The following is a 14673-nucleotide window of genomic DNA, read 5'->3' as shown; positions in this document are numbered from 1 at the left end:
TCCTTGGGGCGCTATACAGCCCGCAAAAGTTAATTTGCGGACTGCAAATAAAATATTTTCAAATTAGTTTAAATAATCCCTTATGTGTTTTCCGGCTATATGTTCCAGGTTAAGAAGCTGAATGCGAACATCATCAACCATGTAGGCAAAGCTTTTGTTTCTTTGCCAAGTGGACCAGGGAACACCCGAAATTTGGCTTTGCTTACGTTCAGTAAGATTAACCGACCCAACACCCCCACAACGTTCACACGTAACAAGAAGCTTTTCATCATTGAAGTGATCACCGCCCCCTTTGCATGTTGGGCAAGTCTTGAACCAAAGCACATCAAACAAGGCAAGCCTGGCCAATCCTGTTGCCCTGGTTTCATTCACCTTATGTTTGGCCATGAACAGTTTCTTCAGCGCTTCATATAACTTCAGGCCCGCTTGTTGATCATCTAGCCATTTTGCCCGGCCAATAAGATAAGCCCCTTCATCCAGGTTCCCCATTCCCAAAGCCCCGGAAATATCTTCTGAAGTAAGGCTTGGCTTTCCGCCTCTTGGCATCCCGCTAATATTTGCCCCACGGCATCCCATCATTGCAAATAGTTTGGAAACATCACCCATCTTTACTACTCCAAAGCGCTGTAATCGTTTCTAAGCGCATCAATTCTTTTTTGTTGTGGTTACTCGAATTAATAATAAAAATCGCTTACAGCTAATCAGGCAAAGGATTTGGGGCTATTTCAGAAAGGATTTCATAACCTGGGGGAATTTCAGTTATATAGATTTCAACCCTGGCATCATCCCCGGCAATGTAGCCACGAATAAAACGGTGATCATCAATCTGTGAATCATCTGGCCAAAGTCCACCTTCAGTGATGGCATCAGAAAGAAGCTTATCCAGGTTGGCCAAATCACGGCGGCGGTTATCCGGCGCATAAAGCCAGTATTCAACTTGAAGGCTTGCTTGTTCATTATATGGGAAATGGTAGCCGATTTTGATAGCCCGCTTCAGTTGGTTAACAACCTTGGCTTTGTATTCTTTGGCTTTAGGTGTGAGGACTATGCGCCCTTTAAAATTGCGGTAAATCTTATTAACCGTTAACGGGTAATCAAAAACAAGCTGTTGATAATCCATACCTTGCAAACCTTTTGAAACCAAGCTTTGCTTTTCTTATCTTTTCACGCCTGTCACGTGTGGTATGTTCCGCTCTGTCGTAGACTTACGAGCCGTAACATACCATATATAACATGATAGGTCAAATAAAAAAAGTTAACCTGCGTTAGCCGCAATAAGTAGCTGATAAATAAGCAATTAATATAAACAAGAAAACAATGAGTACAATAGGAACATTTAATTGTTCTGTTGCAATGTCTGTATTAAACCCGTCTGTATTAATCGCTTAGATTCAACGCCTTAGCAAACTAACCTTATTAAAATAAACGTTACCAGAACTTAAACGCCTGAAGGCTTCAAATTGATAACTGTTAGTATTGATATTCGCCCGTTTTTGTCACGTTTAACCCTTCCCTGGTTGATCGCCATGGTTTGTGTATCTCTGAACGTGCTTTCACTTTTCCCGGCTTCATCCGTTTGTTTCTTGAATTCTGCCATTGCTTGCGCCCTTGGTAATTGGCCGCCATGTTCCATAAGTACGCGAACCAGGCAATCAACCCGGCTTTCACTGTTAACCGCCACATCTATTCCATAAGCGCCATTTTCATCTTTGGTTACTTCTTCAGACTCGATCACCCATTTGCGTTCTTTTTTATCCAGGCGCAATGTCATTGGTTCAATGCCTTCACGGTTACGAACTTCAAAATAAGCCCTAATCTTTCCGGCCTTTTCTTTCTCTAACAAGATCCCGCTGTCATACCAGCCACGCAAAGAAGAAGCGCCACGGATTGATTCAAACCTGTCATAGTTTTGGACCTTTTCAGCCATCTTGCTTCCTTTGGAAGTGTGATGGATTACGGCCAGGGCAACGCTTGTGAACTCAACCAACTTATCCAGGCGCGACAATAGGCCAAACATTTCAGCGTTATCACTTTCTTTAATGCCTGGCGCAAAGTTAATAAGGGGATCGACTATGACGAATTGAAAGCCTTTGCGTTTGATAATCTGCGCCAACCATTTAAGATCTGCATCATCCATCAAGTTCTTGGCAATTCGCCTGGTACAAGCAAAGTTTTCATCCAGGCAACAAAGTTCATCCGTTGATAGTTCACGTGTATCAATCAGCATGTTCAAACGGTCTGAAAGAAAGCCGCCATGGATTTCAGCTTGAAGCCAAAGCGTTTTAATTGGCCTGGTAAACTTTTCTTCCAGGAACTCACCACCAACAGCCGCTTGGCGGGCCATAGCAAGTGCAAATTGGCTTTTACCTGTCTTTGGTGCGCCAGCAATAACAATCTTGGCCCCTGGGAAAACAGCCGCGCCATACCACCAACCTTCCGGCCTATCCTTAGCCGCTTCATAGACTGCTGAAACGCCATAGTAAATATCTGATTCATCAAGTTCAGCCTGTTCAAAATCTTCTTCAACGAATTCCGGCAACTGATGGCGGGCCGGATCTTCCCAACCATATTTTTCAGCAATCTTGAAAATCAGTTCAGGGTGAATCCCCCTGGAAGAATCAAATGATTTCCATTCATGGGCCATAGTGCTTGGCGTGAACTTTTCAGGGCATGTGCTGGACCACAAAAGCCACATGTTGTAAGCCTGATCACCAAGGCCAGCCCCATGAAGGGCCATGCCAATATTAATCCATTCATCACGGCCAACATCAGCGGGAATATAGAACAGGGCTGAACGCAAACGGCGCATTGAATCTGGCGTTTGGTCGGGTTCATCTTCAGTGACAAATTCAGGCGTGTTATCAACATGGCGTTTAATGAATTCAACGGCCCCTTCAGGCAAGAATTCAAGTTCTTTCATCCATGGATTTTCATCATCATCCCATTCATAATGCTTGCCTGATTTATGCAATGAAGGAGCCGCCACGATATAGCCGCCATCAGCTTTCACATCGAAGCCTTCACGAAGCTTTAACCGTGAACCTATGCTTTCCCCTTCCGGGTAATCAAAAAGTAAATGCTGGCCCCCTCCCCCGGTGTTTTGGATGCAAGCAATATCAGTAATGTAACCGCCACATTCAATTTCCATTTCATCACAAGAAAAAGCGCCGTCTTTATAGCTATCAAAATCAAGCGCAATGATCCCTGATTCTTTACCAGTGGCCACGCCAATATTTAGCCATTCACGCCCATCAAACCAATCAGCAATTTTATCTTTGTCTGTTGTCGCTTCTTCTTTCCAGCTTCTAACCAGGGCCGGGTGTTTTCCTGATGAATTACAGTTTTTATTGCCACAAGTACAAACGCCGTTCTTTATTCCGTGAATTGGGAATATTCGCCAGCCTAAACTTATGTATTGATTTGCAAATGTAAGCGTGTTGTTCATTAACTCCCCCCGTTAGCTGTTCTTTTTTCATAATCCTCACGGCAATCACAATCACAAAACAGTTTGTTTTTGCCAGTGGTTATGGGTTCCAAGCAATTAAAACATGCCCCTTTAGGTGTTAACTGTTCTTTACGGATCGCCAGGGAAATGTTCAAAAACTGTTCTTCTGCAATTTGCGATTTGTCAGCTATATCGTTCATTTCGATCACCTTGATTAATTTAAAGACCCATAAATCCCATTCCAATCAGTAAAAAAATCTGTATTTTCTTTGATTGAAACAATGACTTTTTCAGCCTGTTTAGGTCGTGGGATGCGGTTTCCCTTGAGCCAGCTATATAACGTTATGTATGGAACATCACAAAAGTTAGCTGTTTGGGATATACCAACCTGATCACTTAATTTTCGTAGGGTTATGTAAGATTTCATTTTTTTTCTCTATTCTATTGCAATGAACTTTGCGTTGGGTAAAATGCTATCCGTTTATAAAGCATTATTTAGGTTCATAAAATGACATACGATATTTACGATAGGACTGAAGTTAAGGCGGAAGTTGCAAAAAGGTTACGCCGTGCGCGTGAAATAGCTTCCACAACAAATCCAAGCTTTGTAAAAATTAATGATTTCGCCTCATTTATAAAGGGCATTGAAGTTCCTACCTATTACCACTATGAAACAGCAAGAAAATTAGCCCCTATCTTTGTTATAAAACAAGTAGCTGAATTAACGGGTGAAGATCCTGCATATTTGTATTGTTTATCAGATACTTCAGCTTTAGTATCTGCAACAAAAATTGATAAAGAGGAAATCTTATTTCAAGAAGAAAGAACAAATTCAATTCCTTTAATATCAATTAGCAAAACTCTTTTAGATTCCAAGAATGTTGAAATCTCTAATGTTGAATTCTTAACTATAAATGAAGATATTTATCCAGTTGATACCAGCATTAAAACCGTCAACAAACCTGGCTTTTATGCTGTAAAACACCATGACAATCTAATCATAATCAATTTGACAACGAGAATTGATGATAAAATTGTTGATGATAACGGCATTGTTTTTGAACCGTCTGAAACCTTAATCATCGAAGGAAAAGTTATCTTTCGCTGTCTGTTCTAAATAAAGGGCATATCGTTTGCCCTTTATTCACTTTCCGCATACCCCACATAAAACTCCCTATTTTACGAACAGTCAACATTTCATCACGCCTTAATCACAAAATACGCGATAATCTTCACAAACTGCATATATACTTAGCCACACTTCCCCACGGTAATTGCTTTTAATTTACTAATGGTAATATCCTTTCACCCCATACCTAATGGCAACGCCGGGAAGTGAAAAGAATGAATGGGAACGAAAAAACCTATGAACAATTAAAATCTGAATGGCAAGAACTGAAGGACGCTGAAAAACGCATTAAAGATCAACGTGTTGAACTTGAGGCGCAAATTTTACAACAACGTCCTATTGCTGATGCCCTTTTAAAAAAGCCTGAAGGCTCACATTCATTTTACGGATTGAAAATAACCACTGGTTTCAATCGTAAATTTGATGCGCCTATTTTGGATAAAATACGTCACGAAATACCCGCTGATTTATGGCCGTTCAAAACGGAATATAAAGAGATCCGCAAAGGTACAAAATACCTGGAAGATTTCCATCCTGAACTTTGGGAAAAAATCCGTGAATCACTAGAGTTGAAGGATAAGAAACCGACCTTCAGCATTAGTGCGGGTAAATCAAATGATTGATCCAAGCATTATCCAAACGGGTATTCAAACCAAGCCATTGCGCGTTTTAATCTATGGCGTTCCTGGTTGTGGAAAATCTACCTGGGCCGCTGCTGCTAATAATTCATTGAAAACCATTTTCATTCCTACTGAAGATGGCTGTGATGAACTGGATGTTGCAAAATTCCCCAAAGCTAAAACCTGGGCTGAAGTCCTGGATTACCTGGCTTACTTGTATGAAGCTGAACATGATTACAAGGTTGTTGTTCTTGATTCAATCACGGCAACTGAACAGCTAATCAGAAACATTGTGGCCAAAGAATATGCGGCTGAAGAAAATGAACCTGAAATCACATTTGAAAAAATCCCCTGGGGCAAAGGTTACAAACGCGCCGCTGAAAAAGTTCAAACCCTAATGAACGCTTGTGATGCTCTTAGAAATAAGGGGATGCAAACCATATTGATTGGCCATTCAGGGATTAAGCCCTTCCATGATATTTGTTCAGCCGATCAATGGGACCAATACAAACTTTCATGCCATGAACAAATTGCCTCGCCAATCATTGCATGGGCTGATTGTGTGTTCTTTGTTAACTATGACCGAACAGCGGCCAGCGTTGGTGAAGGGTTCAAGAAACGTACTATTGGCCGTGATGCCGGGCGAAGAATTATGTTCACTGAATGCCGCGCCACACATGAAGCAAAGTGCCGGGTTTCACGTTTGGAACTGAAAGAAAAAGAAGAATTAAATGGCCGGGCATTTTGGGAACGAGTATGCCAAAAAATGAACTTCTAACTGAAGAAGATGTTGCGAACATAACCAAGCTTTCACGGCGTTTCTTTGTGAAACGTAGGATGCCAAATCACCCTGAATTTGGTGAATTGCCGTTTGTGAAACTTGGCCGTTCCATCCGTTACCCTGCCGCTGATTTTTATAAGTGGCTCGATTCTAATAAGCATAAATGAGAGTAAAAACATGTTTGATGATTTCCAACTTGATATGTCCCAAGCGGGCGAACACGGCAATTTTGATGCGCTTCCACGTGACACGTATTCATTACGCGCTTCACTGATTGAACCAAAGGCAACCAAAGACAATGGCGGCCTATATCTAAATTGCCAAATTGAAGTTCTTGAAGGCCAATATGAAGGCCGCAAATTCTTCACTTCTTTGAACATCCGAAACCAAAGCCAACAGTGTGTTGAAATCGGTCTTGGTGAATTGAAAGCCTGGTTTGTTTGTGTGTTTGGTGAAGTACCAGCAACCATGAACATGCAAGCAATCAAACAGCTTGAATTTAAACCGTTCCGCGCAAAGGTTGGCATTCAGAAAGATAAAACTGGCCAATATGAAGATAAGAACGTTATTCAAAAATACGTTGGTCCTATTGATGGTGGTCAACAACAACAGCAATCAACACAACAAAATGAATCCCCTGGCGATACAAAACGCCCTTGGGAATAAACCGAAATAAGCCCGGATTGACCGGGCTTAATCAGCAAGGTTGCAATTATGGGAAATGCAATATTTAAAATACCAAAGCCAGCCCGCAAAGAGTTTCATTCACTCATGAGTGAAACTGATTGGAATTTGCCAGAACCCTTCATCAGCACATCAAAAAACAATCCAAGGGCAAAGATTAATTCATTCTTTAAATCCATGCCTTATCACATAGCTTCAAAATTATGGGATGAATACTGGCAAACCACGCCAAAAAGAATGCGCCCATTGAAGCCCGAATTTTTAACGGAAATAATTTAATTGGTGGCATTTTTTGAAATTACGTGATTATCAAAATGATGCAATTGAAGCCATTTATGATTGGTGGAAAACAAACAAAGGGCTTCATCCTGTATTGGTTGCGGCTGTTGGTGCTGGAAAAACAGTAATCATGGCCGCCCTTATTCAACGCCTTCAACGTGATTATCCTGGCGTTAAAATCCTATTACTAGCCCATAGAAAAGAGTTGTTATGCCAAGCAGAAGAAAAATTAATAAAAATCGCACCAGAACTAACAAAAAAAGTCGGGATTTATTCCGCTTCTTTAAAGCGCAAAGAAGTGAAGCCCGTAACAATTGCAGCCAGGGACACGATAATAAGAGCGCTTGATAAACTTGGTGTGTTTGATCTTATTTTCATTGATGAAGCGCACAACATCAGCGAGAAAGAAGAAACAGGCTATCAAAAAATAATTGCCCACTTCACCAGGGTAAACCCAAAACTTTCAATTGTTGGCGTTACTGCAACGCCCTGGCGTATGAAAGGCGGGGCCATTTATGGTGAAGGCCGTTTATTTCATGGCGCTTGTTATGAAGTAAATATGAAAGAATTGATTGATCGTGGTTTTCTTTGCCGCCTGGTTGCCAAGCGGATTGATGAAGGTGCAAAGGCTGATTTAACCGGGGTAAAAATAACCGCTGGCGATTACAACGGAAAAGACCTGGCGAACCGCTATGAATCCCCTGGTTTAATTAGGGCAACGGTTACTGAATGGGAAAATATAGCCGTTAAAGAACAGAAAAGGCAAGCCACGCTGTTTTTCTGTGCCAGCGTTGAACATGCCAAGATGATTGCAAAAGAAATCAATAACCGCGCTTACAAGGCCGTTGTGATTCATGGCAATACTGATCCAGAAATAAGAACAAGAACCCTGGAAGAATTCACCAGGGGGGAAGTTGACGTTATTTGCAATGTTGCCGTTCTTACTGAAGGAACAGATTTGCCAATCACTGATTGCATTGCGTTGGCCACATCAACCCGTTCAAGTGTTCGATTCATTCAAATCTGTGGCCGTGGTATGCGTCTTTATGATGGAAAGAAGGATTGTTTATTGCTCGATATGGGCCGCAATTTGGAATTTCACGGTTGCCTTGATCAAATAGTGCCAAAGAAAAAAAGAAGCCCGATCAGCAAAGTGAAGGATTGCCCAAAATGCGGTGAAATACTTCCATTCTTTGCGGTTGTCTGTTCATGTTGCGGTGAACGTTTTGCCCCTATCCCCGTTAAACGTTGCCCTGAATGTGATGAACCAAACAAGCCAAACGCTTCAAAGTGCGTTTCTTGTGGCTGCTTGCTTGTTAGTCATGAAACCAATGCTTCAACAATGGCTGTTTTTTCTGATGATGAAAATTCAATTCAAGAACTAACAGTTGAAAAAATAACAACCAAAATTGTTGAAACAAAAGGTGGAAGTTCATTTTTGGTTCTTGCCTACCATTGCGGCGAACTTCAGATCTATTACAAACGTTTATACCTTGGCTATAAATCAAAAGCCGGGTTCTTTTCCCGGGCTGAATGGATACGAGCGACCAAAGAAGAAACGCCAATTCCCTGGAATGCTGAAAAGGGCCATGAACTAGCTGAAGCAAGTGATATTTGGCGGCCAATTAAGAAGATCAAGATTGATCCAAACGACAAATTTAATCCCATCAAACGAATTTTTTATGTGAAGTAATTATGACAAAAAATAAGTATTTAGAAAAATGTCGCGCCTTCATGGCCCGTGCCAACAGGCTGTTCAATTTAGGCTTTAGATCTGAAGCGAGTTATTACCAAATGGAAGCCAAAAATTATGCGGCTTCAGAATTTAAGCCATTTAATACAACTGAAATTGAAATTGATATTGCCATTGAAATGGAAACGTTAATGATCGCCCCCCGGGGCCATCTTGGATTTTCTGTTATCGGTAACAAAGATGCAAGAACCACTTGGCTTCAATGGCGTTGGAGCCTACCAAGGGAAATTGAAGCCAGGAAGCAAAGGATCTTTAAACTTGGCCATATTCTTGAAACTGAAGTTATCAATATTTTAAGGTTATCCGGGACCACGATTCTTGAAATTGATCCAGTTACCCAAACACAATGGCAATTTACGCCTGATGGTTTTGGCGGCCATTTTGGCGGTTCAATGGATGGCGCAATTCAAGGATTAGCAGAAACGCCAGATTGGGCCGTTTTAGAAGTGAAGGGATTGAAGGAACAAGCCTGGAAGCTGTTAAAAAAAGAAGGTTTGAAGAACTTCAGCCCGGCGTATTGGGGGCAATGCCAATGCTACATTGCGGCAAGTGGGATGGCCATCGCATTTTTCATTGCGTATAACAAGAACACAAGTGAAATTTACACTGAAATTGTTCACACTGAAGCATATGCTTGGGCCGGGTATTTATCCAGGGCTGAAAATTTAATTACCAGGGAAGATGCGCCACCATCGGCTTTCCCTTCACGTGATTATTTTGAAATCAAGCGTTACAAAAATAAAGAATACCAGGCTGTTTATTGGGGTGAACAACTACCACCAAAAGCGCATTGCCGAAATTGTTTAAAAGGTTGCCCAATACTTGAAGGAAGCGGCGGCAAATGGGCCTGTAAGCGTTCAGGTGAAGTTCTTCCAATTGCTAGGCAATGGGAAGGCTGTAAACATCATCTATGGCTTACAAGCTTCATCCAGGCTTCAGTAATTAACATCAGTGATGATTCTGTTGAATACAACATGAACGGCAAAAGCTTTCACAATTCAAGTGAACCTTTAAGCGATCCAAAAAAACAGCTATACACCAGCAATGAATTAATTGCCTATTCGCAAGGCGGCTGGATTCTTTTTGACGATGATAATGTTAAGAGGTTACAGGATGAATTTAATGCACGAATTTTACCAACAACCCAAACTGTTAACACCGAAAGAAGCCGCTGATGTTATAGGTTACAGCGCTGATACGTTGAAGAATTGGCGGAATACTGGATTGATGGAATTGCCCTTTCATAAGCTTGGCAAGTCCATCAGATATGATTTACAAGATTTGGAAGATTTTAAAAATGGAAAATGAACTTGAACAGGTGATTAAACTTGTTAATGGCAACGCTGGGCTTCTTCTTGATAGCCTTGAAAGCTTGATTGCGGATAGTATTGAAACCGCTTCAACAAGTGATCTTAAACTGTCCATTTGCGCCAATACAATCACCGATCTTGAACAGCAATTACAAGCGGCAAATGATCAGATTAATATTCTGGTAACTCAAAAAGAAAAACATAAACAATATATGGTTAAGGCTGAATTAATTGCCAAGGAAATGATCAGGCTTCAGATTGTCAATGATCAGCATAGCCAACAAAAAACCATTCTTGAAGGCAAGGTTGCGAAGGCTGAACGCCAACTAAAAGAAAGCAAAGCCTTTGGTGATCCTAAGCGGTTAAAAACTTCAAATGCGGACCTGAAGAAGCGCCTGGCCGAACGAACAAAAGAACGTGATAAATATAAAGCTGATTCTTATGCTGAACATAAGGACCGCCGAAATATTGAAGCAAAACTTGTTGAAATGGGTGGTCTTAGTCTATGGCAAGGCAAAGAAGGTGAGAAGATTTTCTTGCATCATTCACCAATGAAGCTGGCCGATAAAACAAACAATGTAATGATAAATAAAACCTTAACACTTGTTTGGTGGCATCCTTGCGGAATAGCCCGCTTAATTGTTCCAGCCACAACAGGTGAACCAATGATTGCCAGGGCTGATTTAGATATTTGCGAACCGTCAGAAGATGCCCTTTCATTTGCTGAAGGCTATTTTAACAAACTACCTAACAAGGGACGTTTGAAATGAGTCCACAAACTAACATTGCAAAGCCAAATTATGAAGAAAACTGTTGCAACTGTGGCCAAACGCCAACGGTTGAAATCTATAATGAAAAAGGTATTTTGGTTCACTCGCTTGATATGTGCGGGGTTTGTACCTGGGGGGAATCTGCTTGCCTTGACCCTGAAGAATGGAATTGATTTGTGATGCCCAGGAATAATGGGATTCCCGGGCAAAACTTATGCGGCAACGTATTCGCTAAGAAAGTAAATCGCCGTTATTCCAACAACTAAATAATGAAATATGTACTTTGAAAAAAATCTTGAAATCATGTTGTTTCCTCCATATAAGAGGGCAACATTTTAACCCATTGCAAAGATTTTGGAAGGCAGGGTGATCACAATTGAGAAATGATCACCTTTTCGGGCGGCAACCCTAGCCAAATTTTGCAAAAAAAAGAAGGTTAGATCCCAGCATTAACATAATAGGCCATTACGGCCTAGATGTAAACATTTATTTTCCACTGAATGCAAAAAGCCCCGCACTATGGCGGGGCTTACTTTTTATTTGTTTTCTAGGGCTTCACGGGCCTTCTTTCTTTCCCTGATGGCATCCATCATCATCTTGGTATCTCGTTTCCTTTCACAATATGTTACCTCAATTGAAAGGTTGTTGATGATTTTTTCAAGTTCTTCTTTTGTGCAATTTTCGTAGTTCATAATTCATTCTCAATTAGTAAATTAAATTTGCTGTCATTGCCGTGACAACAAAGATAGTATAGGCCATTTCGGCCTAAGTGTAAACATGTTTCTTCACTAAATTTCAGGCATAAAAAAGCCCGCTATTGCGGGCTAATCTTTAGAACATCATTGCCAAAATAATTCCTGCTGTTGCGGCGAGAATGCCAATGATATATCCATCATACTTGAACCAAATCTCTTTAATCATTGTTGAATACCTTTTGATATAAGTTCTTGAAGAAGCGGTGTGAGCTTTGTTATCCCCCATAATGCGCCCCCTATCTGAACAACAATCCATGTTGATTCAAGTTTAAGTTTTCGTGTCTCTATTCTAAGCTTATCATATTCAAGCTGTTGAACTTGCCGTTTTGTTGGCTTTGTCATTTTTACCTCAATTTAATTTTTAAAGAACGTTGTGGCCATTGCCGTGACCACAAAAACATTATAGGCCATTTCGGCCTAACTGGCAACGTTTTTATTCACTAAATTTCAGGCATAAAAAAGCCCGCTATTGCGGGCTTTCTATCTTTATTTCTCTAACAATTTATTAAGTTTATTGTCGATATTACTAATCGTTTTACTGATTGCGTTCCTTTCAGATTTTGCACTTGCTAGTTCAGCATTTAACTTGTAAAGCTCCAAGCCGCCCCAACCAACCATTCCAACAAGTAATAAGACAATCCAGCCATCATATTTTAACCAAATATTTTTAATCATTTTGAAATTGTTTTTGTACTCTTTTTTATTTCTGGTGAACTTAAACCCCAATAAGAATACAGTTTAATTTCACCAGGATTCAAAATAATAGCCTTCATAATAACAATGACCACAACGAATGGGATCACCCAGGAAGCATGATCATCATATAACGGTACGAATTGAGATAGGATTGAATTCAATCCTTCTGAAGTCAAACCAACCATGTTCAATGAATCAAAGGTTGCAAATGTTGTAGCCGTTATCATTGCTGTTATGATCTGCTTTCCTGCTGTCTTTTCTGACCCAAAGACCAAAACAGAAATAACTAGAGACATTGCAACAGGACAAAGGATCAAAATAGCTGGCAAACTGAATGTGATGATCTGATCAAGTCCAAAGTTTGAAACTAATCCTGTAAGCGCCACAACAGCCACAACAGTTGGCTTGTATGGAAAGCCTAGTTTGTCGTGGAAATAACCGCCAAATGCACTTGATAAGCCAACAACAGTGGTTAAACAGGCAACAATGATGATTGCAGAAAATAGCAATTGGCCAAGCATCCCAAATTGATAAACAACATAAGAAATTAGGATTTCACCGCCGTTTGTGGCCCCATTGGCCACCGCTGATGATGTTGCGCCAATATAAGCAATAGAAACATAACAGGCAGTCATTAGAACGGCATAGATACCAGCAATGATGAACACCATCTTTGTAATTGATTTTGGATTATCAACACCATTTGATTTTATTGCATTAATAATCACGAAACCAAAGCCAATGGCCCCTAGTGAATCCATTGTTAAATAGCCCTGAAGAAGCCCATTTGTAAACGGTGCAATTGTATAAGCCGTGTTAGGTTCACCAATTGGTGAAACGGGATTAATAAAACCAACAACAATTATTGCAAGCAGCATCAAAATCAAAGCGGGAGTAACGATTTTACCAAGTGAATCAACTAATCTGTTTTCACGAATAGATAAAGCCAGTACGACCAAAGAGAATATCAAAGAAAAAACCAAAAGCTGATCTGATTCTACTAATGGTGACAACCCCATTTCATAAGCTACTGTGATTGCTCTAGGCCCTGCAAACGCTGGCGCGATACAAACCAACAAAACGATCCAGAAACCTTTATCAAGCCATTTTGGCAAAGCTGATGTTAACTTATCAATTGATGAAATATATCCAAAAGTTAATAGTGTAATTACTGGCAATCCAATTGATGTGATCAAGAATCCGCCCAAAGCTGTAAATAGATTATCACCCGCTGCAATGCCCAAAGAAGGTGGGAAAATAATGTTGCCAGCGCCCAGGAACATTGCGAATGTCATTAATCCAATTGCTAATATGTCTTGTTTTTTCATCATAAGTCTTACTTTAAAAAGTTTGAGAATCCATTCAAATAAATCCATTACACGGTTACTTACCAAACAAAAATTCTATCTAATTCAGGAAATTCAGCCCTGGTAATGATGCCAGGAATCTTCAGTTCTTCATGATCGCCATCTAACATCAATTTCTTTGCATGGGTTTTTAAATTGCCAACCATTACATATTGATTAACACGCTTCTTCATCTTCACTTCATCAACACCAAACACGTTGCCGCCCCTGTCGTGATGTTCCTGGCGATACATATCAGTAATGAAGCAACCAATCACACAAGTTGGTTTGAATCGCTTCACGGCCTCTATGGCTTCAATCCTAAATACGTTTTCACCATAGTTAACTGGTTTATTACCTGTTAACGCCATACTTTCACGCCCTTGTTCCCATAGTTCACGATATTTTGAAACTGGTTTGTAATCGCTTGCTTGTGAATAATTGTCTGTTGCTCTTACTCCAAGGGCTTTAGAAAGAACCCCATTGCCAGCGCCAATTTCAATGATGTTATTAGGACCAAAAACCTTGATCACGTTTTCGCGCATCCATTCACAAAGTTCTTCAGTTGGGTAAACATAAAGGCCCTGTTCAGCCATGAACTTTCTGAATGTATTTCTATCGAATGAATTAACAAAAGCAGCGGGCAAAACTTGTGGCTGGCCGTTGTTGTCGAGTAAATGCGCTGTGATTGCTATTGTGTCGTTATCAATAGAAACGTTTAAATCACCGCTGAACAAAGTGTTCATCAACACTTCATTTGATAATAAATTTTGTAGGTTCATTTTTTTCTTCTTCAATAAGTTTTACAACGATTAAGGCAAGTTGAAAATCACCACTTAAAAGCCGCATTTTCCCAGTAATAACACGGCGCATATCGCGCAAATCCTGTGTTGTTCCTTCTTTACCAAAAATTTTGCAAATTTGCCTTAAATCAACTTGATAGTGATCGCGTATTACATTAATAATTTCAGCGAATCTTGCCGCTGATGCTGGTTCAAATTCAACTAAAGGAACGGTTCCGCCACGGTCTATATGAAGTGTGTTAATCAGCTTCTTCGTTGAATTTCCAACTTCTTGTTTAATTACTGTTATTTTCATTTTTACC

21 protein-coding genes are annotated in these 14673 nt (G+C 40.4%); 11 read left to right on the top strand and 10 right to left on the bottom strand.

From position 1 onward, the window contains the following. Window positions 1–63: 63 nt before the first annotated feature. The 4 genes from JK628_RS02905 to JK628_RS02890 all read right to left on the bottom strand — a co-directional run bounded on the left by JK628_RS02905 (window position 64) and on the right by JK628_RS02890 (window position 3645). On the bottom strand, window positions 64–606 hold the full coding sequence (locus JK628_RS02905) for a hypothetical protein (protein WP_202287781.1): 543 nt from the start codon (window positions 604–606) through the stop codon (window positions 64–66). A 91-nt stretch (window positions 607–697) separates the two neighbouring features. After that, window positions 698–1120, bottom strand: a complete 423-nt coding sequence (locus JK628_RS02900) for a RusA family crossover junction endodeoxyribonuclease (RefSeq protein WP_202287780.1) — start codon at window positions 1118–1120, stop codon at window positions 698–700. Window positions 1121–1438: 318 nt separating this feature from the next. Then, window positions 1439–3445, bottom strand: a complete 2007-nt coding sequence (locus tag JK628_RS02895; protein WP_202287779.1) for a bifunctional DNA primase/polymerase — start codon at window positions 3443–3445, stop codon at window positions 1439–1441. Next, window positions 3445–3645, bottom strand: a complete 201-nt coding sequence (locus JK628_RS02890) for a hypothetical protein (protein ID WP_202287778.1) — start codon at window positions 3643–3645, stop codon at window positions 3445–3447. Before JK628_RS02890 ends, JK628_RS02895 begins: the two co-directional genes overlap by 1 nt. A 308-nt stretch (window positions 3646–3953) precedes the next feature. Here JK628_RS02890 and JK628_RS02885 point away from each other — a divergent pair, with 308 nt between their 5' ends. From JK628_RS02885 to JK628_RS02835, 11 genes are all read left to right on the top strand, one after another. After that, window positions 3954–4562, top strand: a complete 609-nt coding sequence (locus JK628_RS02885; protein WP_202287777.1) for a hypothetical protein — start codon at window positions 3954–3956, stop codon at window positions 4560–4562. Window positions 4563–4780: 218 nt separating this feature from the next. Beyond that, the gene (locus tag JK628_RS02880) at window positions 4781–5197 is read left to right on the top strand and encodes a hypothetical protein (protein WP_202287776.1); all 417 of its coding nucleotides are present in this window, start codon (window positions 4781–4783) and stop codon (window positions 5195–5197) included. Further along, window positions 5190–5972: an ATP-binding protein gene (locus JK628_RS02875; protein WP_202287775.1), complete on the top strand. Its 783-nt coding sequence runs from the start codon at window positions 5190–5192 to the stop codon at window positions 5970–5972. The genes JK628_RS02880 and JK628_RS02875 overlap by 8 nt, the downstream gene beginning before the upstream one ends. Further along, window positions 5951–6142 carry a helix-turn-helix domain-containing protein gene (locus JK628_RS02870; RefSeq protein ID WP_202287774.1) on the top strand — a complete coding sequence of 64 codons (192 nt, stop codon included), beginning with the start codon at window positions 5951–5953 and terminating at the stop codon, window positions 6140–6142. The genes JK628_RS02875 and JK628_RS02870 overlap by 22 nt, the downstream gene beginning before the upstream one ends. Window positions 6143–6152: 10 nt before the next feature. Then, window positions 6153–6641, top strand: coding sequence for a DUF669 domain-containing protein (locus JK628_RS02865; protein ID WP_202287773.1), 489 nt, complete (start codon window positions 6153–6155; stop codon window positions 6639–6641). Window positions 6642–6689: 48 nt separating this feature from the next. After that, window positions 6690–6938, top strand: coding sequence for a hypothetical protein (locus JK628_RS02860; protein ID WP_202287772.1), 249 nt, complete (start codon window positions 6690–6692; stop codon window positions 6936–6938). Window positions 6939–6951: 13 nt separating this feature from the next. Beyond that, window positions 6952–8631 (top strand): DEAD/DEAH box helicase, encoded by a 1680-nt coding sequence (locus JK628_RS02855; protein WP_202287771.1) that lies wholly within the window; start codon window positions 6952–6954, stop codon window positions 8629–8631. A gap of 2 nt (window positions 8632–8633) precedes the next feature. Then, window positions 8634–9866 (top strand): hypothetical protein, encoded by a 1233-nt coding sequence (locus tag JK628_RS02850; RefSeq protein WP_202287770.1) that lies wholly within the window; start codon window positions 8634–8636, stop codon window positions 9864–9866. Then, window positions 9781–9999 carry a helix-turn-helix domain-containing protein gene (locus JK628_RS23535; RefSeq protein ID WP_443019986.1) on the top strand — a complete coding sequence of 73 codons (219 nt, stop codon included), beginning with the start codon at window positions 9781–9783 and terminating at the stop codon, window positions 9997–9999. The genes JK628_RS02850 and JK628_RS23535 overlap by 86 nt, the downstream gene beginning before the upstream one ends. Beyond that, window positions 9989–10771: a hypothetical protein gene (locus JK628_RS02840; protein WP_202287768.1), complete on the top strand. Its 783-nt coding sequence runs from the start codon at window positions 9989–9991 to the stop codon at window positions 10769–10771. Before JK628_RS23535 ends, JK628_RS02840 begins: the two co-directional genes overlap by 11 nt. Continuing rightward, window positions 10768–10944: a hypothetical protein gene (locus JK628_RS02835; protein ID WP_202287767.1), complete on the top strand. Its 177-nt coding sequence runs from the start codon at window positions 10768–10770 to the stop codon at window positions 10942–10944. The genes JK628_RS02840 and JK628_RS02835 overlap by 4 nt, the downstream gene beginning before the upstream one ends. A 363-nt stretch (window positions 10945–11307) precedes the next feature. On the opposite strand, the gene JK628_RS02830 is transcribed toward JK628_RS02835, so the two are convergent. The 6 genes from JK628_RS02830 to JK628_RS02805 form a co-directional block, all read right to left on the bottom strand. Further along, window positions 11308–11463 carry a hypothetical protein gene (locus tag JK628_RS02830; protein WP_202287766.1) on the bottom strand — a complete coding sequence of 52 codons (156 nt, stop codon included), beginning with the start codon at window positions 11461–11463 and terminating at the stop codon, window positions 11308–11310. Between the two features lie 225 nt (window positions 11464–11688). Then, window positions 11689–11868: a hypothetical protein gene (locus JK628_RS02825; protein WP_202287765.1), complete on the bottom strand. Its 180-nt coding sequence runs from the start codon at window positions 11866–11868 to the stop codon at window positions 11689–11691. 144 nt (window positions 11869–12012) lie between these two features. Continuing rightward, window positions 12013–12201, bottom strand: a complete 189-nt coding sequence (locus JK628_RS02820) for a hypothetical protein (RefSeq protein WP_202287764.1) — start codon at window positions 12199–12201, stop codon at window positions 12013–12015. Further along, window positions 12198–13598 carry a branched-chain amino acid transport system II carrier protein gene (gene brnQ / locus JK628_RS02815; RefSeq protein ID WP_202287763.1) on the bottom strand — a complete coding sequence of 467 codons (1401 nt, stop codon included), beginning with the start codon at window positions 13596–13598 and terminating at the stop codon, window positions 12198–12200. The genes JK628_RS02820 and brnQ overlap by 4 nt, the downstream gene beginning before the upstream one ends. Before the next feature lie 11 nt (window positions 13599–13609). Then, a complete protein-coding gene (locus tag JK628_RS02810) occupies window positions 13610–14350 on the bottom strand; it encodes a hypothetical protein (protein WP_202287762.1) in 741 nt (246 codons plus the stop codon). Further along, entirely contained in the window at window positions 14322–14666 is a 345-nt protein-coding gene (locus tag JK628_RS02805) for a hypothetical protein (RefSeq protein ID WP_202287761.1), read from the bottom strand. Before JK628_RS02805 ends, JK628_RS02810 begins: the two co-directional genes overlap by 29 nt. Between the last annotated feature and the right edge of the window lie 7 nt (window positions 14667–14673).

The sequence above is a fragment of the Shewanella sp. KX20019 genome, from assembly GCF_016757755.1.
Lineage (GTDB): Bacteria > Pseudomonadota > Gammaproteobacteria > Enterobacterales > Shewanellaceae > Shewanella.
This window is presented reverse-complemented; position numbering and strand designations above follow the sequence as displayed.